We start from the raw sequence: 24,003 nt of genomic DNA, 5'->3' as shown, positions 1-24,003 counted from the left end.
GCCCAGATGGCCATGCCGCTGCGCCAGTCCATCAAGGTCGCTACATACCTGGCCGAACAGAAGATTCGCCGACGGGACAAGTTCCCGCTCATCGTGGAGCTGGAGCCGCTCTTCGCCTGCAACCTCGCGTGCGAGGGGTGCGGCAAGATCCAGCACCCCGCAGGTGTGCTCAAGCAGCGCATGCCGGTCGCGCAGGCCGTGGGAGCGGTGCTGGAATCGGGCGCGCCGATGGTCTCCATCGCCGGCGGCGAGCCCCTGATGCATCCGCAGATCGACGAGATCGTGCGGCAGCTGGTGGCCAAGCGGAAGTACGTCTTCCTCTGCACCAACGCCATGCTCATGCGCAAGAAGATGGACAAGTTCAAGCCCTCGCCGTACTTCGCCTTCGCGGTGCACATCGACGGGCTGCGTGAGCGGCACGACGAGTCCGTGGCGAAGGAGGGCGTGTTCGACGAGGCAGTCGAGGCCATCAAGGAGGCCAAGCGGCGCGGCTTCCGGGTCACCACCAACTCGACCTTCTTCAACACCGACACCCCGCAGACCATCGTCGAGGTGCTCAACTACCTCAACGACGACCTCAAGGTCGACGAGATGATGATCTCGCCCGCCTACGCCTACGAGAAGGCGCCCGACCAGGAGCACTTCCTGGGCGTGGAGCAGACCCGCGAGCTGTTCAAGAAGGCCTTCGCGGGCGGCAACCGGGCCCGCTGGCGGCTCAACCACTCCCCGCTGTTCCTCGACTTCCTCGAGGGCAAGGTCGACTTCCCGTGCACCGCCTGGGCGATCCCGAACTACTCCCTCTTCGGCTGGCAGCGCCCCTGCTACCTGATGAGCGACGGATACGTCCCGACGTACCGGGAGCTGATCGAGGACACCGACTGGGACAAGTACGGCCGCGGCAAGGACCCGCGCTGCGACAACTGCATGGCGCACTGCGGCTACGAGCCCACCGCCGTCCTGGCCACCATGGGCTCGCTCAAGGAGTCCCTGCGCGCCATGCGCGAGACCGTCTCCTCGAACCGGGAGTGACGTCATGACCGCCATTCCCTTGGGGCTCCCCGAGGTACCGGTCCGGCCGATCGCCGAGCGGCGCGTGTCGCGGCGGATCCACGTCGGGCCGGTGGCGGTCGGGGGCGGGGCCCCGGTGTCGGTGCAGTCGATGACCACGACCCGTACGTCCGACATCGGTGCCACCCTCCAGCAGATCGCCGAGCTGACGGCGTCGGGCTGTCAGATCGTGCGGGTGGCCTGCCCCACCCAGGACGACGCCGACGCCCTGCCGGTCATCGCGAAGAAGTCGCAGATCCCGGTGATCGCGGACATCCACTTCCAGCCCAAGTACGTCTTCGCCGCGATCGAGGCGGGCTGTGCGGCGGTCCGGGTGAACCCGGGCAACATCAAGCAGTTCGACGACAAGGTCAAGGAGATCGCCAAGGCGGCGAAGGACCACGGCACGCCCATCCGCATTGGCGTGAACGCGGGCTCGCTGGACCGGCGCCTGCTCCAGAAGTACGGCAGGGCGACCCCCGAGGCCCTGGCCGAGTCCGCCCTCTGGGAGGCGTCCCTCTTCGAGGAGCACGACTTCCGCGACATCAAGATCTCGGTCAAGCACAACGACCCGGTCGTCATGGTCGAGGCCTACCGACAGCTCGCCGCCCAGTGCGACTATCCGCTGCACCTGGGGGTGACGGAGGCGGGGCCCGCGTTCCAGGGCACGATCAAGTCGGCGGTCGCCTTCGGCGCGCTGCTCTCCCAGGGCATCGGCGACACCATCCGGGTGTCGCTCAGCGCTCCGCCGGTCGAGGAGATCAAGGTCGGCATCCAGATCCTCCAGTCGCTGGGGCTCAGGGAACGCCGGCTGGAGATCGTCTCCTGCCCGTCCTGCGGCCGCGCCCAGGTCGACGTCTACAAGCTGGCCGAGGAGGTCACCGCAGGTCTGGAGGGCATGGAGGTGCCGCTGCGCGTGGCCGTCATGGGCTGCGTCGTCAACGGCCCCGGCGAGGCCCGTGAGGCGGACCTCGGGGTCGCCTCCGGCAACGGCAAGGGGCAGATCTTCGTCAAGGGCGAGGTCGTCAAGACCGTCCCCGAGTCGAAGATCGTGGAGACCCTCATCGAGGAGGCGATGAGGATCGCCGAACAGATGGAGAAGGACGGCGCGTCGGGGGAGCCGGCCGTCACCGTGAGCTGACACACCACGGACCGAAGGGGGCCCGAGCGTGACGATTCTGGAGAGCATCCGGGGACCACGCGACCTGAAGGCACTGTCCGAGGCGGAACTCGGTGAACTGTCCGACGAGATACGTGACTTCCTGGTGCACGCGGTCGCCCGCACCGGCGGTCACCTCGGACCCAACCTGGGCGTGGTGGAACTCACCGTCGCCCTGCACCGGGTCTTCGAGTCGCCGGACGACCGCATCCTGTGGGACACCGGCCACCAGAGCTACGTGCACAAACTCCTGACCGGACGTCAGGACTTCTCGAAGCTGCGGAGCAAGGGAGGCCTGTCCGGCTACCCCTCGCGCGAGGAGTCCGAGCACGACGTCATCGAGAACAGTCACGCCTCCACGGTCCTCGGCTGGGCCGACGGACTCGCCAAGGCCCGTCAGGTGCAGGGCGAGCGGAGCCACGTCGTCGCCGTCATCGGTGACGGCGCGCTCACCGGCGGCATGGCCTGGGAGGCGCTGAACAACATCGCGGCGGCGAGGGACCGGCCGCTCATCATCGTCGTCAACGACAACGAACGCTCGTACGCCCCGACCATCGGCGGCCTCGCCAACCACCTCGCGACCCTGCGCACCACCGACAGCTACGAGCGGGCCCTGGCCTGGGGCAAGGACGTGCTCCAGCGCACGCCCGTGGTGGGCAACACCGTCTACGAGGCCCTGCACGGCGCCAAGAAGGGCTTCAAGGACGCCTTCGCCCCGCAAGGGCTCTTCGAGGACCTGGGACTGAAATACCTCGGCCCGATCGACGGGCACGACATCGGCGCCGTCGAGTCGGCGCTGCGCCGCGCCAAACGCTTCCACGGCCCGGTGCTGGTGCACTGCCTCACCGAGAAGGGCCGCGGCTACGAACCCGCCCTGCGCGACGAGGAGGACCACTTCCACACCGTCGGCGTGATGGACCCGCTCACCTGCGAGCCGCTGAGCCCGTCGGGCGGGCCGTCCTGGACCTCGGTGTTCGGTGAGGAGATCGTCCGGATCGGCGAGGAGCGCGAGGACGTGGTGGCGATCACCGCGGCCATGCTGCACCCGGTCGGCCTGGCGCCCTTCGCCGCGCGCTTCCCCGACCGGGTCTGGGACGTCGGCATCGCCGAGCAGCACGCCGCCGTGTCCGCCGCCGGCCTCGCCACCGGCGGACTGCACCCGGTCGTCGCCGTGTACGCCACCTTCCTCAACCGTGCCTTCGACCAGCTCCTGATGGACGTGGCGCTGCACCGCTGCGGCGTCACCTTCGTCCTGGACCGGGCCGGCGTCACCGGTGTCGACGGGGCCTCGCACAACGGCATGTGGGACATGTCCGTCCTCCAGGTCGTCCCCGGGCTGCGCATCGCCGCGCCGCGCGACGCCGACCAGCTGCGCGCCCAGCTGCGCGAGGCGGTCGCCGTGGACGACGCGCCGACACTGCTGCGCTTCCCGAAGGAGTCCGTCGGGCCGGCCGTGCCCGCCGTCGACAGGATCGGCGGCCTGGACGTCCTGCACGCCGCGGACCGGCCCGAGGTCCTGCTCGTGGCCGTGGGCGTGATGGCGCCCGTCTGCCTCGGGGCCGCCGAGCTGCTGGAGGCCCGCGGTATCGGCTGCACCGTCGTCGACCCGCGCTGGGTCAAGCCCGTGGACCCGGCGCTCGCGCCCCTCGCGGCCCGGCACCGGCTGGTGGCCGTGGTCGAGGACAACAGCCGCGCCGCCGGGGTCGGTTCCGCGGTGGCCCTGGCACTCGGCGACGCCGAGGTCGACGTCCCCGTGCGCCGCTTCGGCATCCCCGAGCAGTTCCTCGCGCACGCCAAGCGCGCCGAGGTGCTCGCGGACATCGGTCTCACCCCGGTCGACGTCGCCGGCCGGATCAGCGCGAGCCTGGCCCTCGCCGAACCGGCCGACACACAGGCAGGGGAACCGGCAGTGGAACAGTCCGGCGACGGACGGATCGTCATGCCAGCGCAAGGAGAGAACTGAATGACCAAGGAGTTCGACCTCGCCGCGCTCTTGGCCGAGCGCGGAGCCGAGCGGTACGAGCTGCACGCCAAGCACCTCAACCACCAGCTGCCGCGCATGCTGCACACCATCGGCTTCGACAAGGTCTACGAGCGGGCCGAGGGCGCGCACTTCTGGGACGCGGACGGCAACGACTACCTGGACATGCTCGCCGGGTTCGCGGTCATGGGCCTGGGCCGCCACCACCCCGTCGTCCGCAAGGCACTGCACGACGTCCTCGACGCGTCGCTCGCCGACCTGACCCGCTTCGACTGCCCGCCGCTGCCCGGCCTGCTGGCGGAGAGGCTGCTCTCCTACAGCCCCCACCTGGACCGCGTCTTCTTCGGCAACAGCGGCACCGAGGCCGTCGAGACCGCCTTGAAGTTCGCCCGCTACGCGACCGGCAGACAGCGGATCCTGTACTGCTCGCACGCCTTCCACGGACTGACCGCCGGCTCCCTCTCCGTCAACGGCGAGGACGGGTTCCGCAAGGGCTTCGCCCCACTGCTGCCCGACACCGCCGTCCCGCTCGGCGACCTGGACGCCCTGGCGCGGGAGCTGAGGAAGGGTGACGTGGCCGCGCTGATCGTGGAGCCGGTCCAGGGCAAGGGCGTGCACGAGGCCCCGCCCGGCTACCTGCTCGCCGCGCAGGAGCTGCTGCACCGGCACAAGGCGCTGCTGATCGCCGACGAGGTGCAGACGGGCCTCGGCCGTACCGGCAAGTTCTACGCCTACCAGCACGACGACGGCGTCGAACCCGACCTGGTCTGCGTCGCCAAGGCGCTGTCCGGCGGCTACGTGCCGGTGGGGGCCACCCTGGGCAAGGACTGGATCTTCCAGAAGGTGTACTCCTCGATGGACCGCGTGCAGGTCCACTCGGCGAGCTTCGGGTCCAACGCACAGGCCATGGCCGCCGGGCTCGCCGTGCTGTCGGTGATGGAGAACGAGGAGATCGTGGCGAACGCCGCCGCGGTGGGGGAGCGGCTGAAGTCCCGGCTGGGAGAGCTGGTGGACCGCTACGAGCTGCTCGCCGACGTCCGGGGCCGCGGCCTGATGATCGGCATCGAGTTCGGCCGGCCCAAGTCCCTGAAGCTGCGCAGCCGCTGGACGATGCTGCAGGCCGCGCGGAAGGGACTGTTCGCGCAGATGGTGGTCGTGCCGCTGCTGCAACGGCACCGGATCCTGACCCAGGTGTCCGGCGACCACCTGGAGGTGATCAAGCTGATCCCGCCGCTGATCATCGACACCGACGACGCCGACCGGTTCGTCGACGCCTTCACGGAGGTGATGGAGGACGCGCACAATGGGGGTGGCCTGATGTGGGACTTCGGAAAGACCCTGGTCAAGCAGGCGGTGGCCAATCGCTGAGCGGGCCTTTTGCCTGGGAGGCAAGGAATTTGCCTGACGGGCAAGGTTCGGGCTGAATGGAGGCATGAGCTCCTCCGAGACCGGCCCCGCCGAGGGGACGGTCGCCGCCGTCGCGCCCCAGCTGCGTGAGCTGCGGCGGCGGGCCGCCCTCACCCTCGAGGCCGCGGCCCGTGCCGCAGGGCTGTCGCCCGCCCACCTCTCCCGCCTGGAGACCGGGCAGCGCCAGCCCTCACTCCCGATGCTGCTGGCCCTCGCCCGTATCTACGGTACGACCGTCGCCGAGCTGCTCGGTGAGACGGCCGCCGACCGGGACGCCGTCGTGCGTGGTGCCGACATGGAACCCACCACCGCGGGCGGCTGGACGTACTGGCAGGCGGGCGCGCCGGGCCGCGGCATGCAGGCCCTGCGCGTCCAGGTACCGTACGGCTCCCAGGGCGACGTCGTGCGGGTGCACCCCGGAGAGGAGTGGCTGCACGTCCTCAGGGGCCGGCTGCGGCTGCGCCTCGGGGACACCGAGCACCGGCTCACCGCGGGGGACAGTGCCCACTTCGACTCCATGACCCCGCACCGGATCGCGGCACAGGACCCCGACGGGACTGAGCTGCTCTTCGTCCACACCCTGCTGCAGAGCCCGACGGCCGCGCTGTGCCTCGGGCCGACCCCTGGAGAGACGCCATGAGTGCCATCGAGGACAAGTTCCCGCGCGCCCTGTGGGTGCGACTGGTCATCTACATCGCCCTGGGTCACGTCTTCGGCGGCTTCCTCTACCTGCTGTTCGAGGTGGGCGCCAAGTAGTGCCGTCCGCGAGCGGGCGGCTCAGTCCACCATCCGCTCGCGCAGCCGCTCCCGGGTCTCGGGAGCGAGCCGCAGCCCCTTCTCCAGGTAGGCGTCGACGCCGCCCCACGTCTCCTCGATCGTCCCGAAGGCCGCCGCCAGGTACTCGGCGCGCGCGTCGAACAGGGGGCTGAGCAGCTCCATGACCTCGGGGGAGTAGGCCGAGGCCGCGGAGCCGCTGCGGCGCACCTTGTAGCGCCGGTGCGCGGCGTTCGACTTCAGGTAGTCCTCGACGACGGCCTCGCGCTCGACGCCCAGAGCGAGCAGGGTGACGGCGATCGACAGACCCGCGCGGTCCTTGCCGGCCGCACAGTGCATCAGCGCGGGGACGCTGTCCTCGGCGAGCGCGTGCAGGATCCGGGAGTGCTCCGCCGTGCGCTCGGTGACGATCATGCGGTAGGAGTCGATCATCCGGTTGGCGGCCTTGCCGTCGGCGAGGATCTCGCGCAGCTGGTCGAGGTCTCCGTCACGGACCATCTTCCAGAACTCGGCGCCGTCGGCCGGATCGCTCAGCGGCAGGTTCACGTTGCGCACGCCCGGCAGCTCGACGTCCGGGCCGTCGAGCTTCTGGTCGGCCGCGTTGCGGAAGTCGAAGATCGTGTGCAGGCCCAGTGAGGCCAGGAACGCGGCGTCCTCCCCGGTGGCGTGCGCCAGGTGGCCGCTGCGGAACAGCACCCCCTGTCGCACCCGCCGACCGTCCACGGTCGGCAGTCCGCCCACGTCCCGGAAGTTGCGCACACCGGTCAGCTCGGGTTCGGTCGACGGGACCTGCTGCGTCACGGGGGCTCCTCCCACTCCGCCCCGCCGCCGCTGCTCGCCGGCGGGCACCACTCGACGATACGGCATGACCGGTGGGTGAAAGCCGTTCCGAGAGGGGCATTGTGGACCGGTAAAGGTCTTCTGTCCGAATTGGCGCCTTAGTGGTAACTAGCCCTGAAATGGCGGAGGGTGGGCAAGGGGTGCGTGAGCAGCGTCATATCCGTGACCGAGCGTTGCCCGTCATGTTCACGTAATTCAGCTGGTTCTCAAGGGCATTCACGGAAAACGGTGCGACGGAAATCGACGCAGGGTTACCGGTTTTCCCATAAAGGATCAATCGAAACGCCTGCCGCGGGAACCCCTCGCTTGTCCGTGTGCGTCTTGGTCCCTTACGTTCACCACCGATCCGGACGGACGCCTAATCCTGCCGCCGACCGGAGCCCGCACTCATCCACCACCCGTACACGGCAGGAGCGGGGGACCCACAGGTAGAACTGCCTGTTCCGGTTCCCGGAACGGCTTGGGGTAAAGCCGCGTCTCGGCGCGGCCGGGCATCTCCAGCCCGCACCCGACAGCTCACCTCGCAGGCGCCGGAGAGGAATTCGCCATGCCCGCGAAGGGTAAGCACCGCCGTACCAGGGCCATGCGCCTGACCCGCACCATCGCCGTCGCCGGAACCGGTGGCGCCGCGCTCGCACTCCCGCTGATGGGCGCCGCCTCCGCCAACGCCGCCCCCGCGCACTCCGTTTCCGAGCAGGCCGTGCAGTCCATTCCGACGTCGGCCAAGAAGGCCGCCGCGAGCAGCGCCGAGAAGAACTCGGACTCCCGGACGTACACCGTGAAGAGCGGTGACTACCTTTCGAAGATCGCCGACGAGCAGAACGTCGACGGCGGCTGGAAGAAGCTCTACGCGGACAACCGCGAGGCCGTCGGTTCCGACCCGTCGCTGATCCACCCCGGCCTCGAGCTCTCGATCGGCACTCAGGCCGCCAAGTCGTCGGCGCCGTCCGCCGCGCAGTCGCAGAAGCCCGCCGAGAAGCCCGCCGCCGAGAAGCCGGCCCAGAAGTCGGCGGACGCCGCGAAGACCTCCTCCTCGGACGCTTCCGGCTCTTCGGAGTCCTCGAACACCGACACCCAGTCCGCGGGCACCACCAGCGGTTACACCTCCCCCGTCGCGGGCGGCACCGTCGGTACCCCGTACCACCAGTCCGGCAGCATGTGGTCCAGCGGCTACCACACCGGCACCGACTTCGTCGTCCCGACCGGCACCTCGCTGAAGGCCGTCGGCGCGGGCACCGTCGTCTCGGCCGGCTGGGGCGGCGCGTACGGCAACCAGGTCGTCATCAAGCTCGCCGACGGCCACTACGCCCAGTACGCCCACCTCTCCTCGCTCTCCGTCTCCGCCGGTCAGTCGGTGACGGCGGGTCAGCAGGTCGGCCTTTCGGGCGCCACCGGCAACGTGACCGGCCCGCACCTGCACTTCGAGATCCGCACCACGCCGGACTACGGCTCGGACATCGACCCGCTCGCGTTCCTGCGCTCGCACGGCGTCTCCGTCTGACGACCGGTTCCGCGCAGCCTCCGCGCCCCGAAGGCCGGACCCCGATCCCCGGGTCCGGCCTTCGGCGTACCCGCCCCTCGGTGCGGCCGGACCTCGGCGTATTCCGGAATTGACGAACACTTTAGGCGTGGCCTTTCTCACCGCCCGTCAATCCCTTCCTACGGTCGCGTAGGTCACATTCCAAGGTGAATCATGGGCCGACGTGGCAGACGATTCGAAGAGTGACAGCAGAGCAGTGATCGGGTCGTACGTGGCGGTGGGGGACAGCTTCACCGAGGGCGTCGGCGACCCCGGCCCCGACGGGGCGTTCGTCGGCTGGGCCGACCGGCTCGCCGTACTGCTCGCGGACCGGCGCCCCGAGGGCGACTTCACGTACACGAACCTCGCCGTGCGCGGCAGGCTCCTCGACCAGATCGTGTCGGAACAGATCCCGCGGGTCGTCGCCCTCGCGCCGGACCTGGTCTCGTTCGCGGCGGGCGGCAACGACATCATCCGGCCCGGCACCGACCCCGACGAGGTCGCCGAGCGGTTCGAACTGGCGGTGGCCGCGCTGACCGCCGCGGCCGGCACCGTCCTGGTGACCACCGGGTTCGACACCCGTGGGGTGCCCGTCCTCAAGCATCTGCGCGGCAAGATCGCCACGTACAACGGACACGTCCGTGCCGTCGCCGACCGCTACGGCTGCCCGGTGCTCGACCTGTGGTCGCTCCGCAGCGTCCAGGACCGCAGGGCGTGGGACGCCGACCGGCTGCACCTGTCGCCGGAGGGCCACACCCGCGTGGCACTGCGCGCCGGACAGGCCCTCGGCCTGCGTGTCCCGGCCGACCCGGACCAGCCCTGGCCGCCCCTGCCGCCCCGCGGCACGCTGGACGTGCGGCGCGACGACGTGCACTGGGCGCGCGAGTACCTGGTCCCGTGGATCGGACGCCGGCTGCGCGGCGAGTCCTCGGGCGACCACGTGACGGCCAAGGGCACCCTGTCGCCGGACGACATCAAGACGCGGATCGCCGCGGTGGCCTGAGGCGGGGCGGGCGGCCCGCGTCCGCGCGACGCCCCTAGCGTCGCGTGGCTGTCAAGGCCGCTCGCTCCAGGCCCAGTTCCCGGGCCAGTGCCTCGTCCACCCACTCCTGCGCCCGGGCCCGCGACACCGTGCCCGCGTACGACGTGAGCTGTACCGCCAGCCCGTCCAACAGCGCGGTGAGACGCAGGGCGGCGGCGTCCGGCTCGGGGCAGGAGAACTCACCGGCGGCCGCGCCCTCGGCGATGACCTCGGCGATCGCCGTCTTCCACTGGCGGTCCAGCTCGCGCGTGACCTCCCGCAGCGCCGGTTCGCGCGGCGCCGCCGCCCAGCCCTCGATCCACAGCCGCCAGCCCTTGGCCTGACCGGTCGGCGCGTACCACCGCACGGCCGCCCGCAGGCGGCGCAGCGCCGACGTACGACGGGCGAGCAGCCCGTGCAGATGGGCGAGGTCGGCCTCGGCGGCGTGGGTGAACGCGGCGGCGACCAGCCGCTCCTTCGTGGAGAAGTGATAGAGCACCAGGGCGTTGCTGACACCGAGCGCGGCGGCCACGTCGGCGATCCGCAACGCCGCCACGCCCCGCGCCGATATCTGCTCGATGGCCGCGCGCAGCAATTCCTCGCGCCGCTCCGCAACGCTCAACCGGACTCTCCCCACGCACGTCACCCTATACAGCCCCCGGACACGCGGTGGAGCCCGCTCCGTTCGCGGCGGGCCCGGGGAACACGGATATGACATCCGTCGTTCGAGGTGACGTAGGACGAGACGAACATGATGAGAGCCTGAACCACTCCACCTGGAGGTACCGTGGCCGCTTTCCGTTTCCCGAGTCCCGGGTTCAGCGTGCCGCGGCCCGCGGCCTTCGGCGCGGACCCGGGCGGCGAGCGCATGGCGCGCATCCGCAGATCGCCCAACTTCCGCGACGGAGTCTTCCAGAACCCCGGGGGCACCGCCCGGACCCGGCCCTCCGGCTCGGCCGCCGAATTCGCCAAGATCTACTTCAACAAGGAGGCGCGGCTCCAGCGGGCCCCGAAGGACCCGGTCCCGGTGCACGCCACCACCCTCGCCGACCTCGTCCGGCCGCCCGCCACCGGACTCCGGCTGACCTGGCTGGGCCACTCCAGCGTGCTCGCCGAGATCGACGGGCAGCGCGTGCTCTTCGACCCCGTGTGGGGCGAGCGCTGCTCCCCGTTCCCCTTCGCCGGCCCCAAGCGACTGCACCCGGTCCCGCTGCCCCTGGCCGCACTCGGCCCCGTCGACGCCGTCGTCGTCTCCCACGACCACTACGACCACCTGGACATGCCGACCATCAAGGCGCTGGCCGGCACGGACACCGTGTTCGCCGTGCCGCTGGGCGTCGGCGCCCACCTCGAACACTGGGGTGTCTCCGCCGACCGGCTGCGCGAGCTGGACTGGCACGAGTCGACCCGCGTCGGCGGCCTCACCCTCACCGCCACCCCGGCCCGGCACTTCTGCGGGCGCGGGCTGCGCAACACCCAGCACACCCTCTGGGCATCCTGGGTCGTCGCCGGGGAGGAGCACCGCGTCTACCACAGCGGGGACACCGGCTACTTCGACGGCTTCCGGGAGATCGGCGCCGCGCACGGCCCGTTCGACGCCACGATGATCCAGCTCGGGGCGTACGCCGAGTTCTGGCCGGACATCCACATGACCCCCGAGGAGGGCGTCCGTGCCCACCTCGACCTCCAGGGCGGCGGGCCCCACGGTGCCCTGCTGCCGATCCACTGGGGGACCTTCAACCTGGCGCCGCACGCGTGGGCGGAGCCGGCGGAGTGGACGAACGACGTGGCCGAGGAGGCCGGCCAGGCGGTGGCGTTCCCGCGGCCGGGGGAGCCGTTCGAGCCGGCGGGGGAGCTGCCGGTGGAGCCGTGGTGGCGGGCGGTGTCCGGGCCGATCGCGCACCCGTGGCGCCGTCCCCGGATCACCGAGGGCGTGGCCGGGACGAGCAAGGGGGATCTCGACCTCGCGGGTGAGCGGTGAGGCCGGTCGGGGACGAGCCGGGGAATATGGTCCGGATACCGGAGCGTCTTCCGGCTGAAGCGCGTGACGGCACTGTCCGGCCTTGGACGGGGCGCCTGGGCCGGCGGATCATATGCCCGGTCCCGGGCAGTCTCGCCCGACGGCGGCGTCGTCGAAGGCCGACGCCGCCTTGGTCCGGCGAGTCAGGCCGAAGGCCTCCTGACCAGCCGCTCGCTCAGCTCCCACAACCGCTGGGCGGACCGGGGGTCAATGGAGTGCGGTACGACATCGGCCGGGACCTCGGTGTCGGGATCGGTGAGATCGATGGGCCTCGGGTCCTCGTCCAGCGGTGAGATGTCGCTGTTGTTGAGGTAGACGCCACCGATGTCGGCGAGCAAGGGGCTGGTGGCCGCGAACACGATGGTCGCGGCGCCCTGCTCCGGCGTCTTCTTTCCACGGTCCGGGTCGATGACCGGCTCACCGGATTCGTCGATGAGGCCCATGGCCCGCTGTGCCTCCTCGCCCACCGACCTGTTGAAGGCAGTGGCGGGCACGATGCCCGGGTGCGGGGCATAGGCACGGATTCCGTCGGCGGCCCAGCGGCGGTCCAGCTCGACCGTGAACAGCACATTGGCGGTCTTCGACTGAGGATAGGCGAGGCTGGGGTCGTACCGCCCGGTGGTGAAATGCGGGTCGTCCCACAGAATGTCGGACATCCGCTGGGCGCCCGACGTGGTGTTGACGACCCGGGCGCCGCCGGCTGCACGCAGTGCGGGGTACAGGCCCAGCGTCAGCTGAAAGTGGCCGAGGTGGTTGGCCGCGAACTGCGCCTCGTAGCCGCGAGCGTCGCGCACGATCCCGCCCGAGCCCGGGAAGCCCGCGTTGTTGATCAGGATGTGGAGCGGCCGGCCGGAGTCGAGGTAGCGGGCGACGAAGGCGTCGATCGAAGCCGGTTCCAGCAAGTCCAGCTGACGGACCTCGACGTCCGCGATTGCGGCGACCGCCTTCTCGGCACGGTCGGTGTTGCGGGAGCCGACGGTGACCGTGGCGCCGGCCTTGGCCAGCGCGCGTGTGGCCACCAGTCCGAGCCCGGAGTGGCCGCCGGTGATGATCACGTTCTTGCCGGTGAGGTCGATGCCCTCCATGACGTCGTCGACCGTCGACGCGGGAGTGAAGCCGGATCCGACGGGGCGCTGATCGTGCGTGGTGCTTGGTGTCATACCTCCAGCCTGTGCCGCGGCGCGTGGATTCTGAATGCTTGTGGATCCGCATTTCTTTCGCGACAGTACGGAGGTGGACAAGGATCAGCTCTCCGAGGTGTTCGACCTCATCGAGGTCCGTGGTGTGCTCTCCGGCGGGTTCGCGGCACGTGGCCCGTGGGTCTCGCGCGGGGCGCTCGGGACCCCGTTGAAGTTCTTCGCAATGGTGAGTGGTCGTGCACGGCTGACCACGGACGGCATCGACTCGTCCGTCGAGCTCGAGCCGGGCGACGTCGCCGTGCTGAACAACCGGTCGTGGCTGGAGCTCGAAGGTGGCACCGGCGCCGCGCCGCGCCGCGAGATCCTGCCCGAGGAGAACGATCCCTCGACCGATCTCCTCGGTGCCGACTTCGACACCGACGACGTCGTGGTCGGTGGCCGAGTCGAGCTCAACCCGACCGGTCAGGCACTGCTGCAGCAGGCGCTCCCACCGGTCGGGCACGTCCGCGGATCAGCCGCCACCGCGAACAACCTGCGCGGCACCATCCATCGGCTGTTCGACGAGGTGAGCACACGCCGGATCGGCATGGAATTCGCGATCCGGCAGCACGTGCAGCTCTTGGTGCTGGAGATGGTGCGCGCCTATGCCTGTCAGGCCGAACTGCCCCCGGGCTGGCTGCGAGTGCTGGCCGACGAACGGTTGCGCCCGGCGATCGGGCTCATGCACGCCGATCCCGGAAAGCCCTGGGGGCTGGACGAGCTGGCCCGCGCCGCGGCGATGTCACGCACCTCGTTTGCCGAACGCTTCCGGACCGTGGCGGGCGTCCCGCCCTTGGCCTACCTCGGTCGCTGGCGGATGCTGCTCGCGCAGCAGGCACTGCGCGACGGCGACGTCCGAGTCGGAGCCCTTGCCTCGAAGCTGGGATACACGTCCGAGAGTGCGTTCAGCACCGCGTTCAAACGTCAGGTCGGACTGTCGCCCCTGCGGTATCGGCAGCGCCTGCGCACGCAAGAGCTCGGGGAGCCGCGACGCACCGGATCGTAGGAGGGCCCACGGCCCACGGCTCACGGCTCACGGCTCACGGCTCACGGCGCCGGCGCGTGAGCGGAGCGGCAGCGGCCACCTGGCTCCTGCCGGACCCTCTGCCGTTCGCCTGACACCCCAGGGATGGACGTGGCTGCGGCCGGGGCGGTCGGGCCGGTGGTCCACTGTCCGTTCCCGGCCCTGGCCCGTCCGCTCCGTCATCACTCAACGTGACTGAATCTGATCGACTCCGATCGAGCCGCAGTGTTTCACGAACGGGTGCTTCACCGGCTTATCGGTCTGTCGTACGAGGCCTCATACCAGAGCGGGACGTTGTCCGAGGGACTTTGGCAACTGCCCACCGCACATGAGGGCCAGGCGACTACTGTCAGTGTCCGTCGGGCGACGTAGGGCCGACCAACCAGTACACGGACCAGTACGAGGACACCGATGTCTCACCTCCGCGCACCGGCCGCGCGCGCAGACCGCCGCGAGGGCGGGCGGCACGGCCGGCCGGCCCCGCGTACCACCGCCGCGCTGCCCGAGACCCACATACGGCCTCAACTCCTGCGGCTCGCCGTCCTGCCGCCGGTCGCGGTCGCCCTCAGCGCCTGCGCGGTCGTCCTGTTCACCGTCCGGTCCACCGGCGCCCGGCCCGGCCCCGTCCTGTGGGGCGTACTCGCCGGGGCGGTCTCGGTGACCCTCGCCGCCGTCGTCATCGCCGCCGTCGCCGCCGACCGCGCGGCGCGGTCGGTGCACGACCGCGTCGGCGCCCTGCGCCGCAGCACCGCACGGCAGGAGGGCGACCTGCGCGCCGTCGTCGAGGCGTTGCGGCGCGGCGAGACCCCGTCCCCGCGCACACCGCGCGGCGGGCCACCGGACGACGCCGACGACTTCGAACTGCTCGCCGCCGATCTCTCCCGCGCCCACGACGGGGCCGTCGCCGCCGTCGTCCGGGCCGCCCAGCTCTCCACCCAGGCGGGCAGCGAACAGAAGCTGGAGGTCTTCGTCAACCTCGCCCGGCGCCTGCAGTCCCTGGTGCACCGGGAGATCTCCATCCTGGACGAGCTGGAGAACGAGATCGAGGACCCCGATCTCCTCAAGGGCCTCTTCCACGTCGACCACCTCGCCACCCGGATCCGCCGCCACGCCGAGAACCTCGCCGTGCTCGGCGGTGCGGTCTCCCGCCGCCAGTGGAGCAACCCGGTGGACATGACCGAGGTACTGCGCTCGGCCATCGCCGAGGTCGAGCAGTACTCCCGGGTCCGGCTGGTCCCGCCGATCGACGGCACCCTGCGCGGCCACGCCGTCGCCGACGTCATCCACCTGCTGGCCGAACTCGTCGAGAACGCCACCCTGTTCTCCGCCCCGCAGACTCAGGTGCTGATGCGGGCCAACCTCGTCACCTCGGGCCTCGCGGTCGAGGTCGAGGACCGCGGACTCGGCATGCCCGTCGGCGAGCAGGACCGGATGAACGCCCTGCTCGCCGACCCCGACCAGGTCAACGTCGCCCGCCTGCTCGCGGACGGGCGCATCGGACTGTTCGTCGTCTCCCAGCTCGCCAAGCGGCACGGGATCACCGTCCGGCTGCAGACCAACATCTACGGCGGTGTCCAGGCCGTCCTGGTCGTGCCGCAGGCACTGCTGGGCACGGAGCCGGGCGCGCTCCCCGGGGGTGCGGCCCGTCCGGCGGAGGTCACCGGTGCCGAACCGGTGCCCGTGGCGCCGCCCCGGCAGCAGCCGAGGGCCGTGACCCCCGCGATGCCGCCGACACAGGCCGCACCCGCTCCGGACAGACCGGTCTCCCTGCCACCTGCGCCCGCCACACCGGCTTCGCGCGAACCTGCTCCCGTCGCGCCGGATTCCGCCGTACCGGCTCCCGTCAGGCAGGCTTCCCCGGCGCCCGCCCCGGCGGCGCCCGCCCCGGCGGCGTCCGCCCCGGCCGAGGTCCGCAGGCCCGACGGCGACCCCGTGCCGCTGCCCGTGCGCGGCACACACCGGAACCGGCCCACCCCGGCCGCCGCCGTGCCCGGCGTGCGACCCGACGACCGGGGCGCGCTCGCGGAACACGCGGCCACCCCGCCCGTCCCGCGGCACAGCGCGGTGCGCGGCACCATGGGGAAACCCCAACTACCGCGCCGCCGGGCCCAGGAGCACCTCGTGCCCCAACTGCGCGGTGGCCCCGCGCCGCGCCAGGAGCCCGAGCAGTACACCGGTCACGACCCCGGCCTGATGGCCGCCTTCCAACGCGGCATCGGCCTCGCGGAGGCCCAGCAGCAGACGGAACCGGCGCCCCTGACACCGACCCACGGGGACCCGGGTGTGACAGCCGAATGACCACCGGCACGACCACCTCCACCCCCCACTACCACCCCCATGACGTCCCCCACGCCCACCTCCACCCTCACGACCACCCCCACCCTCACGACCCGCGCTCCCGCAGACCTTCGTACCCCAAGGAGTCGATCCACCATGGCGAGCGATGCGCCGACCGGCCAAGTGTCCGACCTCGACTGGCTGATGAGCGGCCTCGTCCAGCGCGTGCCGCACACGAGCAGCGCGGTGCTGCTGTCCGCCGACGGACTGGTGAAGTCCGTCCACGGCCTCGACGCCGACAGCGCCGACCACATGGCGGCCCTGGCCTCCGGCCTGTACTCCCTCGGCCGCAGCGCCGGCGTCCGCTTCGGCGACGGCGGTGACGTGCGGCAGGTCGTCGTCGAACTCGACTCGACCCTGCTCTTCGTCACCACCGCGGGCTCCGGCACTTGCCTGGCCGTGCTGGCCGGCCGCGAGGCCGACGCGGCCGTGCTCGGCTACGAGATGGCGATGCTGGTCAAGAGCGTCCGCCCCTACCTGGTCACCGCGCCCCGGCAGCACTCCGTCGAACCCCCGGCGATGAGGCCTTGACGGTGGCCGCGGCCGGCGACGGGCCCTGGCTCGACGACGCGGCCGGACGGCTGGTGCGTCCCTTCACCGTCAGCAACGGCCGTACCCGGCCCACCGTCGCGCTCGACCTGATGTCCCAGGTCATGGCCACCGGGGCGACCCCCCTCGGCTACCTCGGACCCGAGCACACGCAGGCACTCGACCTGTGCCGGGCGCCCCTCCCGGTCGCCGAACTCGCCGCCCGCCTGCGGCTTCCGGTGGCGGTCACCAAGGTGCTGCTCTCGGACCTCGTCGACTGCGGCGCGCTGACCACCAAACCCCCCGCCGCGTTCCACCACAATCCCACGGACCGGGCCCTTCTGGAGGCAGTGCTCGATGGACTACGACGACAGCTCTGACCACGCACACGGCGAAGGCGCCGACCCGTTCCCCACCGCCCTGAAGATCCTCGTGGCGGGCGGATTCGGCGTCGGCAAGACGACCTTCGTCGGCGCAGTCAGCGAGATCGCGCCGCTGAGCACGGAGGAACTGCTCACCACGGTCAGCGCCGCGACCGACAACCTCGACGGAATCGAGAACAAACTCGAAACGACCGTGGCCATGGACTTCGGCCGCCTCACCCTCGACGCCGAACACGTCCTGTACCTCTTCGGAACGCCCGGCCAGGAACGCTTCTGGTTCATGTGGGACGAACTGTGCGAAGGCGCGCTCGGGGCTGTGATCATCGCCGACACCCGCCGCCTGGAGGAGTCCTTCGCCGCCGTCGACTTCTTCGAGGAGCGCGGCCTGGGCTTCGTCGTGGCGATCAACGAGTTCGACGGCGGGTACCGCTACGACCCCGAGGAGGTGCGCGCGGCCATGGACCTCCACCCCGAGATCCCGATCGTGCGCTGCGACGCCCGGATCTCCAGCTCCGGTGTCCAGACGCTGCTCACCCTCGTACGCCACCTCATCGCCCACACGCCGGCCCCCGCCCCGGGGTTCGGCGCCGGAGTCCGCCCATGAGCTACGACCCGCCGCGCCCGGCCGGACGTCTGCTGCTCACCCCCGAGGACCGGGAGGCCCCCGAGCGGGTACGACGGCTGCGCCGGCTCGGGCTCGCGGAACGCGCCGACCCGGCCCTGGACGCCTTCGCCACGCACCTGGCGGTCCTCGCCGAGGCGCCGTACGCGATGGTCAACTTCCTGGTGGAGGGCGGGCAGTTCTTCGCGGGCCTGCGGGTGCCGGACGTTCCGCCCATCACGCGCGGGGATGGGACCAGTCCCGAGTTCGGGCGGGTCCAGCCCCGCGACCACGGCTTCTGCCCCCACGTGGTGGTCCGGCGCAAGGCGCTGGTCCTGGAGGACGTGCGCGACTACCCGCGCTTCGCGGGCAACCCCGTCGTCGACGCGTTCGGCATCCGGTCCTACCTGGGCGCCCCGCTCATCGACAGCACGGGGACGGTCCTCGGCACCGTGTCCGCCGCCGACGTGCAGCCGCGGACGTGGGGGACCGCGGGCCTGGCGACGATCAAGTCGGCGGCGGCCGACCTCGTACGGCGCATCGAGCGCAGCGCGGAGGACGGGCTCCCGCTGTGACCGGCGGCGGGCCGGCGCCGGGCGCGTGCGGGCCTTCGCCGGGCGCGTGAAGGAAAGCTGCGGCCGGGCTTAAGAAAGGCTCGATGGACCGGGGGCGGTGTCGTACGGCAGATTGCTGTGCGATTCCCCTCCCCTTCCCGGACGCGGGCCGCTTCGGCATGCCCACCGCCGGGACCTCACCCCCGTCAGGAGCCGTAGCGTTGAAGGCGCTGGTCAAGGAGAAGGCGGAGCCCGGGCTGTGGCTCGCGGACGTCCCGGAGCCCACCATCGGGCCCGGTGACGTGCTCATCAAGGTGCTGCGCACCGGCATCTGCGGCACCGACCTGCACATCCGGGCCTGGGACGGCTGGGCGCAGCAGGCCATCCGCACCCCGCTCGTCGTCGGCCACGAGTTCGTCGGCGAGGTCGTCGACACCGGCCCGGACGTCACCGACATCAAGACCGGCGACCGCGTCAGCGGCGAGGGACACCTGGTCTGCGGCAAGTGCCGCAACTGCCTGGCCGGACGGCGCCACCTGTGCCGCGCCACCGTCGGCCTCGGCGTCGGCCGGGACGGTGCGTTCGCCGAGTACGTCGCCCTGCCCGCCGGCAACGTCTGGGTGCACCGCGTCCCCGTCGACCTCGACGTCGCCGCGATCTTCGACCCGTTCGGCAACGCCGTGCACACCGCGCTGTCCTTCCCGCTGGTCGGCGAGGACGTCCTGATCACCGGCGCCGGTCCGATCGGCCTGATGGCCGCCGCCGTGGCCCGGCACGCGGGCGCCCGCAACGTCGTCGTCACCGACGTGAGCGAGGAGCGGCTGGAACTCGCCCGCAAGGTCGGCGTCAGCCTCGCCCTGAACGTCTCGCAGGCGACCATCGCCGACGGACAGCGCGAACTGGGCCTGCGCGAGGGCTTCGACATCGGCCTGGAGATGTCCGGCCGCCCCGAGGCCATGCGCGACATGATCGCCAACATGACGCACGGCGGCCGGATCGCCATGCTCGGCCTGCCCGCCGAGGAGTTCCCGGTCGACTGGGCCCGCATCGTCACCTCCATGATCACCGTCAAGGGCATCTACGGCCGCGAGATGTTCGAGACCTGGTACGCCATGTCCGTGCTGCTCGAAGGCGGCCTCGACCTCGCCCCGGTGATCACCGGCCGGTACTCCCACCGCGACTTCGAGGCCGCGTTCGCCGACGCGGCGAGCGGCCGCGGCGGCAAGGTCATCCTCGACTGGACCGCGTAAGCCACCCTCAACTCCCGCCTTCCCAGGAGCTTCTGACATGTTCGACTCCGTGCGCGACGACCTGCGCGCCACCCTCGACGAGATCCGCGCCGCCGGCCTGCACAAGCCCGAGCGCGTCATCGGCACCCCGCAGTCCGCGACCGTCAACGTCACCGCGGGCGGCCGCCCCGGCGAGGTCCTCAACTTCTGCGCCAACAACTACCTCGGCCTCGCCGACCACCCCGAGGTCGTCGCCGCCGCCCACGAGGCGCTGGACCGCTGGGGATACGGCATGGCGTCCGTGCGCTTCATCTGCGGCACCCAGGAGGTGCACAAGGAACTGGAGGCCCGGCTCTCCGCGTTCCTCGGCCAGGAGGACACGATCCTCTACTCCTCCTGCTTCGACGCCAACGGCGGCGTCTTCGAGACCCTCCTCGGACCCGAGGACGCGGTGATCTCCGACGCCCTCAACCACGCCTCGATCATCGACGGCATCCGGCTCTCCAAGGCCAAGCGCTACCGCTACGCCAACCGCGACATGGCCGACCTGGAGGCGCAGCTCAAGGCGGCGGGCGAGGCCCGCCGCAAGCTGATCGTCACCGACGGCGTCTTCTCCATGGACGGCTACGTCGCCCCGCTCGACGAGATCTGCGACCTCGCCGAGCGCTACGACGCCATGGTCATGGTCGACGACTCGCACGCCGTCGGCTTCGTCGGCCCCGGCGGCCGCGGCACGCCCGAGCTGCACGGCGTCATGGACCGCGTCGACATCATCACCGGCACCCTCGGCAAGGCGCTGGGCGGCGCCTCCGGCGGCTACGTCGCGGCCCGCGCCGAGATCGTCGCCCTGCTGCGCCAGCGGTCGAGGCCGTACCTCTTCTCCAACACCCTCGCCCCGGTGATCGCCGCCGCCTCCCTCAAGGTGCTCGACCTGCTGGAGTCGGCCGACGACCTGCGCGTCCGGCTCGCCGAGAACACCGCCCTCTTCCGCCGCCGGATGACCGAGGAGGGCTTCGACATCCTCCCCGGCGACCACGCCATCGCGCCCGTCATGATCGGCGACGCGTCGAAGGCGGGCCGCATGGCGGAGCTGCTGCTGGAGCGCGGCGTGTACGTGATCGGCTTCTCCTACCCGGTCGTCCCGCAGGACAAGGCCCGCATCCGCGTGCAGCTGTCCGCCGCCCACTCCACGGACGACGTGCACCGCGCGGTGGACGCCTTCGTGGCGGCCCGGGAGCAGCTCGCGGCCTGAAACCCCCGGTGACCTGAGAGAATCGATCCCATGATCGAGGCGCGGCGGCTGCACATCCTGCGAGCGGTGGCGGACCACCGCACCGTGACGGCGGCTGCCGCCGCGCTCTACCTCACCCCGTCGGCGGTCTCCCAGCAGCTGGCCGCCCTGGAGCAGGAGACCGGCCACCGCCTGGTCGAGCGCGGCGCCAAGGGCGTACGGCTGACCCCGGCCGGCGAGATCCTGCTCAGCCACACCAACGCCGTCCTCGCCCAGCTGGAGCGGGCGGAGGCCGAGCTGGCCGCGTACGGCTCGGGCGAGGCCGGGACGGTCACGGTCGCCTCCTTCGCGACCGGCATCGCCCTGGTTGTCGCGCCCGCCCTGGCCCGCCTCGCCCGGTCGGCGCCCGGCATCCGCATCCGCGTCCAGGACGCCGAGGGGGACGCCAGCCTGCCGATGGTGCTGGACCGGCAGGTCGACGTGGCCGTCGCCGTCGAGTACCGCGGGGCGCCGTCCGCCGACGACCCGCGCCTGACCCACGTCCCCCTGTACGCCGAGCCCTTCGACGCGGTCGTCCCGGTGGCCCACCGGCTCGCCGACGCCGAGGAGGTGCCGCTCGCCGAGCTGGCCAAGGACACCTGGATCGGCCCCTACCCGGGCAACCCGTGCCACGACGTGGTCGTTCTGGCCTGCGAGAGCGCCGGGTTCCAGCCCCGCCTCGAACACTCCTCGGACGACTTCCGCGCCGTGGTGTCCCTCGCCGCGGCCGACGCCGGCGTGGCCCTCGTCCCGCGCTCGGCGCTGCACGGCACCGACCTCACCGGCGTGGTCGTCCGCCCGGTCGACGGGGTCGCGCCCACCCGACGCGTCTTCGCGGCCGTACGCCGGGGAGCGGAGGAACACCCGCTGATCCGCCCGGTCCTTGACGCACTCGGCGAGGCGGCCCGGGAGTGACGCCAGGCGCTCTCGCCCTGCTCGACGGCGCCTTCGCGGCCGCCGGGTGATTGTCAGTGGTGGCGGCTACCGTGCCTGTCATGCCGGACGCAGAAGACGTACGCCGTATCGCCCTGTCCCTGCCGGACACGACGGAGAAGACCGCCTGGAGCATGCCCACCTTCCGGGTCGCGGGAAAGATGTTCGCGACGCTGCCCGAGGAGGAGACCTCCCTCGCGGTGCGCTGCCCGAAGGAGGAACGCGACGAACTGGTGCTGGCGGAACCGGAGAAGTTCTGGATCGCCGGACACGAGGCGCAGTTCGCGTGGGTGCGGGCCCGGCTGGCCGCCCTCGAGGGCGAGGACGAGCTGCGCGACATCCTCGCCGACTCCTGGCGGCAGGCGGCCCCGACGCGGCTGCTGGAGGCCCACCCCCGGCTGGGGCTGCCCGCCGGGGGCTGAAAACCCCTCGGGCGTTGTCAGTGCCCCGTGGCATGATCCGAAGACGTGCGTGACAGCCGGGACCGGAGGGGGGTTCCGGCTGTCGGACGTACGGTGCGAGCGGGACCAGCGGGTGCACGGGCGGTTCGCCGGCGGGGACCGGCGGGGGAGGGGAGAGCGCGGATGGCCGGTACGTCGTCACAGACCGGGCACGAGGGTGCGCCCGGGGGCGGGCAGCCGGCAGCGGCGCGAGCCGTCTGGTCGCGGGACTTCGCGCTGTTCTTCACCGCCCGGGCAGTGGCCCGGCTGGGCGACACCATGCTGCCCGTCGCGCTCGCCGCCGGCCTGCTCCAGCACGGGTACGGGGCGGGCGCGGTCGGTCTCGCCATGGCCGCGACGGCCGCCGCCTTCGCCGGTCTGGTCGTCTTCGGGGGAGTCCTCGCCGACCGCTTCAGCACCCGCAAACTGATGATCGGCGCCGACCTGGTGCGGCTCGGCACCCAGGCGCTGGCCGCCGCGCTGTTCTTCTCCGGCCACGTCGTGCTCTGGCAGATCTGCGCCATCGGGTTCGCCAACGGCGTCGCGGGCGCCGTCTTCCAGCCCGGCGTCGCCAGCACCGTCCCCCGGCTCGCCTCCGACGTCCAGGGCGCCAACGGCGCGATACGCGTCGCCGAGTCCGCCGCCCAGCTCGCCGGCCCCGCCGTGGCGGGCCTCCTGGTCGGCTTCGCCTCACCCGGCGGGGTCTTCGCCGCGCACGCCACCACGTACGCGATCAGCGCCCTGTGCCTGCTGCTGCTCCGGCTGCCACCGCTCGCGCCGGGGAGCCGAGCGGTGTCCGGCCGCGGGAGCAAGGCCTTCCGTGCCGACCTGGCCCAGGGGTGGCGGGAGTTCCGTTCGCGCCGGTGGCTGTGGAGCGTCATCGCCGTCTGGTGCGTCTACATGATCGCCGTCTGGGGCCCGACCGTTCCGCTGGTCGCCACCGAGGTGGTGCAGGAGCACGGGCCGCGCGCCTACGGACTGGTCAACTCCGCCCTGGGCGCGGGAACCGTCGTGGGCGGCCTGATCGCCCTGCGGCTGCGGCCGCTGCGCATGCTCCGGGCCGGGGCGATCGCCCTCGTCGGCTTCGCCGCCTTCCCCGCGAGCGTCGGAGCCGGGCTCGGCATACCCGCCATGGCGGCCGGGGCCGCCGTCGCCGGGGCAGGCATGTCCTTCTGGGGCGTCATGTGGGCGACCAGCGTGCAGACCCAGGTCCCGCCGGACGTCCTCAACCGCATCCACGCCTACGACGTGGCGGGCTCCCTCGCCATGATGCCCGTCGGCCAGGCCCTGGCCGGCCCGGCCGCCTCCGCCCTCGGCGCCGACCACGTGCTGCTCCTCGCCGGAGCGACGAGCTTCGCCGTGTGCGCCGCCCTGCTCCTGATACCGGCGGTGCGCGGTCTGGTGCGGGCCGACGCGGCCGCGGCCGGGCCGGGCCGGACGGCGACGGCCGCGGCCGAACCGTCCCGCACGCAGAAGTGCTGACCCCGCAGGACCACGCCCCGGAAAAGCGATGCGCGACCACCGGCCCGAGTGCGGTATGGTTTTCCTGCGCGTTCGGCCGGGGGAAACCCCAGGTCAGGCGGGCAACGGGACGTGGCGCAGCTTGGTAGCGCACTTGACTGGGGGTCAAGGGGTCGCAGGTTCAAATCCTGTCGTCCCGACTGGAGACAGTCGCAGGTCAGGGCTGGTTTCGGAGATCATCCGAAACCAGCCCTTGATCATTCTTGGGACCAGTTGGGGATCGGTGTCCTTGACTGA

23 protein-coding genes, 1 tRNA gene and 1 riboswitch are annotated in these 24,003 nt (G+C 71.7%); of the genes, 21 read left to right on the top strand and 3 right to left on the bottom strand.

Translation table 11 applies throughout. The annotated features are described in order from the left end of the window. Nucleotides 1-6: 6 nt before the first annotated feature. The 6 genes from hpnH (at nt 7) to ABS735_RS22280 (ending at nt 6,350) form a co-directional block, all read left to right on the top strand. Complete coding sequence (gene hpnH / locus ABS735_RS22305; RefSeq protein ID WP_153176840.1) at nt 7-1,029, top strand: adenosyl-hopene transferase HpnH; 1,023 nt, start codon at nt 7-9, stop codon at nt 1,027-1,029. 4 nt (nt 1,030-1,033) lie between these two features. Next, on the top strand, nt 1,034-2,188 hold the full coding sequence (gene ispG, locus ABS735_RS22300; protein WP_373900822.1) for a flavodoxin-dependent (E)-4-hydroxy-3-methylbut-2-enyl-diphosphate synthase: 1,155 nt from the start codon (nt 1,034-1,036) through the stop codon (nt 2,186-2,188). A 28-nt stretch (nt 2,189-2,216) separates the two neighbouring features. Further along, complete coding sequence (gene dxs, locus ABS735_RS22295; RefSeq protein WP_373900823.1) at nt 2,217-4,169, top strand: 1-deoxy-D-xylulose-5-phosphate synthase; 1,953 nt, start codon at nt 2,217-2,219, stop codon at nt 4,167-4,169. Further along, nucleotides 4,170-5,555 carry an aspartate aminotransferase family protein gene (locus ABS735_RS22290; RefSeq protein WP_373900824.1) on the top strand — a complete coding sequence of 462 codons (1,386 nt, stop codon included), beginning with the start codon at nt 4,170-4,172 and terminating at the stop codon, nt 5,553-5,555. It abuts the gene before it with no gap. A gap of 64 nt (nt 5,556-5,619) precedes the next feature. Then, nucleotides 5,620-6,234, top strand: coding sequence for a helix-turn-helix domain-containing protein (locus tag ABS735_RS22285; protein ID WP_373900825.1), 615 nt, complete (start codon nt 5,620-5,622; stop codon nt 6,232-6,234). Next, nucleotides 6,231-6,350 (top strand): DUF6126 family protein, encoded by a 120-nt coding sequence (locus ABS735_RS22280; RefSeq protein ID WP_007389118.1) that lies wholly within the window; start codon nt 6,231-6,233, stop codon nt 6,348-6,350. Before ABS735_RS22285 ends, ABS735_RS22280 begins: the two co-directional genes overlap by 4 nt. A gap of 21 nt (nt 6,351-6,371) precedes the next feature. On the opposite strand, the gene ABS735_RS22275 is transcribed toward ABS735_RS22280, so the two are convergent. Then, nucleotides 6,372-7,169 carry a tyrosine-protein phosphatase gene (locus ABS735_RS22275; RefSeq protein WP_373900826.1) on the bottom strand — a complete coding sequence of 266 codons (798 nt, stop codon included), beginning with the start codon at nt 7,167-7,169 and terminating at the stop codon, nt 6,372-6,374. A 424-nt stretch (nt 7,170-7,593) separates the two neighbouring features. After that, a riboswitch (cyclic di-AMP (ydaO/yuaA leader) is annotated at nt 7,594-7,753 on the top strand. A gap of 2 nt (nt 7,754-7,755) precedes the next feature. On the opposite strand from ABS735_RS22275, the gene ABS735_RS22270 reads away from it, so the two are divergent. Both ABS735_RS22270 and ABS735_RS22265 read left to right on the top strand, forming a co-directional pair. Next, complete coding sequence (locus tag ABS735_RS22270; RefSeq protein ID WP_373900827.1) at nt 7,756-8,709, top strand: M23 family metallopeptidase; 954 nt, start codon at nt 7,756-7,758, stop codon at nt 8,707-8,709. A gap of 235 nt (nt 8,710-8,944) precedes the next feature. Further along, the gene (locus tag ABS735_RS22265) at nt 8,945-9,730 is read left to right on the top strand and encodes an SGNH/GDSL hydrolase family protein (RefSeq protein WP_373901275.1); all 786 of its coding nucleotides are present in this window, start codon (nt 8,945-8,947) and stop codon (nt 9,728-9,730) included. Nucleotides 9,731-9,764: 34 nt separating this feature from the next. On the opposite strand, the gene ABS735_RS22260 is transcribed toward ABS735_RS22265, so the two are convergent. Next, the gene (locus tag ABS735_RS22260; RefSeq protein ID WP_373900828.1) at nt 9,765-10,385 is read right to left on the bottom strand and encodes a TetR/AcrR family transcriptional regulator; all 621 of its coding nucleotides are present in this window, start codon (nt 10,383-10,385) and stop codon (nt 9,765-9,767) included. Between the two features lie 150 nt (nt 10,386-10,535). On the opposite strand from ABS735_RS22260, the gene ABS735_RS22255 reads away from it, so the two are divergent. Continuing rightward, nucleotides 10,536-11,729: an MBL fold metallo-hydrolase gene (locus tag ABS735_RS22255; protein ID WP_373900829.1), complete on the top strand. Its 1,194-nt coding sequence runs from the start codon at nt 10,536-10,538 to the stop codon at nt 11,727-11,729. A 182-nt stretch (nt 11,730-11,911) separates the two neighbouring features. On the opposite strand, the gene ABS735_RS22250 is transcribed toward ABS735_RS22255, so the two are convergent. After that, nucleotides 11,912-12,928, bottom strand: coding sequence for an SDR family NAD(P)-dependent oxidoreductase (locus ABS735_RS22250; protein ID WP_373900830.1), 1,017 nt, complete (start codon nt 12,926-12,928; stop codon nt 11,912-11,914). Between the two features lie 73 nt (nt 12,929-13,001). Between ABS735_RS22250 and ABS735_RS22245 the strand changes: the two genes are divergently transcribed. The 12 genes from ABS735_RS22245 (at nt 13,002) to ABS735_RS22190 (ending at nt 23,906) form a co-directional block, all read left to right on the top strand. Beyond that, nucleotides 13,002-13,952 (top strand): AraC family transcriptional regulator, encoded by a 951-nt coding sequence (locus ABS735_RS22245; RefSeq protein WP_373900831.1) that lies wholly within the window; start codon nt 13,002-13,004, stop codon nt 13,950-13,952. A 429-nt stretch (nt 13,953-14,381) separates the two neighbouring features. After that, nucleotides 14,382-16,268, top strand: a complete 1,887-nt coding sequence (locus ABS735_RS22240; RefSeq protein WP_373900832.1) for an ATP-binding protein — start codon at nt 14,382-14,384, stop codon at nt 16,266-16,268. A gap of 135 nt (nt 16,269-16,403) precedes the next feature. Next, entirely contained in the window at nt 16,404-16,838 is a 435-nt protein-coding gene (locus tag ABS735_RS22235; RefSeq protein ID WP_328563914.1) for a roadblock/LC7 domain-containing protein, read from the top strand. Nucleotides 16,839-16,840: 2 nt separating this feature from the next. Next, on the top strand, nt 16,841-17,215 hold the full coding sequence (locus ABS735_RS22230; RefSeq protein WP_133885222.1) for a DUF742 domain-containing protein: 375 nt from the start codon (nt 16,841-16,843) through the stop codon (nt 17,213-17,215). After that, nucleotides 17,193-17,822 carry a GTP-binding protein gene (locus ABS735_RS22225; RefSeq protein ID WP_373900833.1) on the top strand — a complete coding sequence of 210 codons (630 nt, stop codon included), beginning with the start codon at nt 17,193-17,195 and terminating at the stop codon, nt 17,820-17,822. Before ABS735_RS22230 ends, ABS735_RS22225 begins: the two co-directional genes overlap by 23 nt. Next, entirely contained in the window at nt 17,819-18,394 is a 576-nt protein-coding gene (locus ABS735_RS22220) for a GAF domain-containing protein (protein WP_373900834.1), read from the top strand. The genes ABS735_RS22225 and ABS735_RS22220 overlap by 4 nt, the downstream gene beginning before the upstream one ends. A 200-nt stretch (nt 18,395-18,594) precedes the next feature. Beyond that, on the top strand, nt 18,595-19,623 hold the full coding sequence (gene tdh, locus ABS735_RS22215; protein WP_373900835.1) for an L-threonine 3-dehydrogenase: 1,029 nt from the start codon (nt 18,595-18,597) through the stop codon (nt 19,621-19,623). Between the two features lie 37 nt (nt 19,624-19,660). Further along, nucleotides 19,661-20,854 (top strand): glycine C-acetyltransferase, encoded by a 1,194-nt coding sequence (locus ABS735_RS22210; RefSeq protein ID WP_373900836.1) that lies wholly within the window; start codon nt 19,661-19,663, stop codon nt 20,852-20,854. A gap of 30 nt (nt 20,855-20,884) precedes the next feature. Beyond that, nucleotides 20,885-21,787: a LysR family transcriptional regulator gene (locus ABS735_RS22205; RefSeq protein ID WP_373900837.1), complete on the top strand. Its 903-nt coding sequence runs from the start codon at nt 20,885-20,887 to the stop codon at nt 21,785-21,787. An 80-nt stretch (nt 21,788-21,867) separates the two neighbouring features. Next, nucleotides 21,868-22,227 carry an MmcQ/YjbR family DNA-binding protein gene (locus ABS735_RS22200; RefSeq protein ID WP_271321574.1) on the top strand — a complete coding sequence of 120 codons (360 nt, stop codon included), beginning with the start codon at nt 21,868-21,870 and terminating at the stop codon, nt 22,225-22,227. A 162-nt stretch (nt 22,228-22,389) separates the two neighbouring features. Next, on the top strand, nt 22,390-23,727 hold the full coding sequence (locus ABS735_RS22195; RefSeq protein WP_373900838.1) for an MFS transporter: 1,338 nt from the start codon (nt 22,390-22,392) through the stop codon (nt 23,725-23,727). Between the two features lie 105 nt (nt 23,728-23,832). Then, nucleotides 23,833-23,906: transfer RNA gene (locus tag ABS735_RS22190), tRNA-Pro, on the top strand. Nucleotides 23,907-24,003: the final 97 nt, after the last annotated feature.

It is taken from the genome of Streptomyces sp. MMCC 100 (assembly GCF_041538145.2).
Lineage (GTDB): Bacteria > Actinomycetota > Actinomycetes > Streptomycetales > Streptomycetaceae > Streptomyces.
This window is presented reverse-complemented; position numbering and strand designations above follow the sequence as displayed.

Bases quoted from the DNA above. Each gene is read 5' to 3' on its own strand.
- ABS735_RS22250 (WP_373900830.1), bottom strand. From the start codon at position 12,928: ATGACACCAAGCACCACGCACGATCAGCGCCCCGTCGGATCCGGCTTC.
- ABS735_RS22280 (WP_007389118.1), top strand. From the start codon at position 6,231: ATGAGTGCCATCGAGGACAAGTTCCCGCGCGCCCTGTGGGTGCGACTG.
- ABS735_RS22285 (WP_373900825.1), top strand. From the start codon at position 5,620: ATGAGCTCCTCCGAGACCGGCCCCGCCGAGGGGACGGTCGCCGCCGTC.
- ABS735_RS22205 (WP_373900837.1), top strand. From the start codon at position 20,885: ATGATCGAGGCGCGGCGGCTGCACATCCTGCGAGCGGTGGCGGACCAC.
- ABS735_RS22290 (WP_373900824.1), top strand. From the start codon at position 4,170: ATGACCAAGGAGTTCGACCTCGCCGCGCTCTTGGCCGAGCGCGGAGCC.
- ABS735_RS22210 (WP_373900836.1), top strand. From the start codon at position 19,661: ATGTTCGACTCCGTGCGCGACGACCTGCGCGCCACCCTCGACGAGATC.
- ABS735_RS22270 (WP_373900827.1), top strand. From the start codon at position 7,756: ATGCCCGCGAAGGGTAAGCACCGCCGTACCAGGGCCATGCGCCTGACC.
- ABS735_RS22195 (WP_373900838.1), top strand. From the start codon at position 22,390: ATGGCCGGTACGTCGTCACAGACCGGGCACGAGGGTGCGCCCGGGGGC.
- ABS735_RS22235 (WP_328563914.1), top strand. From the start codon at position 16,404: ATGGCGAGCGATGCGCCGACCGGCCAAGTGTCCGACCTCGACTGGCTG.
- ABS735_RS22220 (WP_373900834.1), top strand. From the start codon at position 17,819: ATGAGCTACGACCCGCCGCGCCCGGCCGGACGTCTGCTGCTCACCCCC.
- ABS735_RS22200 (WP_271321574.1), top strand. From the start codon at position 21,868: ATGCCGGACGCAGAAGACGTACGCCGTATCGCCCTGTCCCTGCCGGAC.
- hpnH (WP_153176840.1), top strand. From the start codon at position 7: ATGGCCATGCCGCTGCGCCAGTCCATCAAGGTCGCTACATACCTGGCC.
- ABS735_RS22225 (WP_373900833.1), top strand. From the start codon at position 17,193: ATGGACTACGACGACAGCTCTGACCACGCACACGGCGAAGGCGCCGAC.
- ABS735_RS22240 (WP_373900832.1), top strand. From the start codon at position 14,382: ATGTCTCACCTCCGCGCACCGGCCGCGCGCGCAGACCGCCGCGAGGGC.
- ispG (WP_373900822.1), top strand. From the start codon at position 1,034: ATGACCGCCATTCCCTTGGGGCTCCCCGAGGTACCGGTCCGGCCGATC.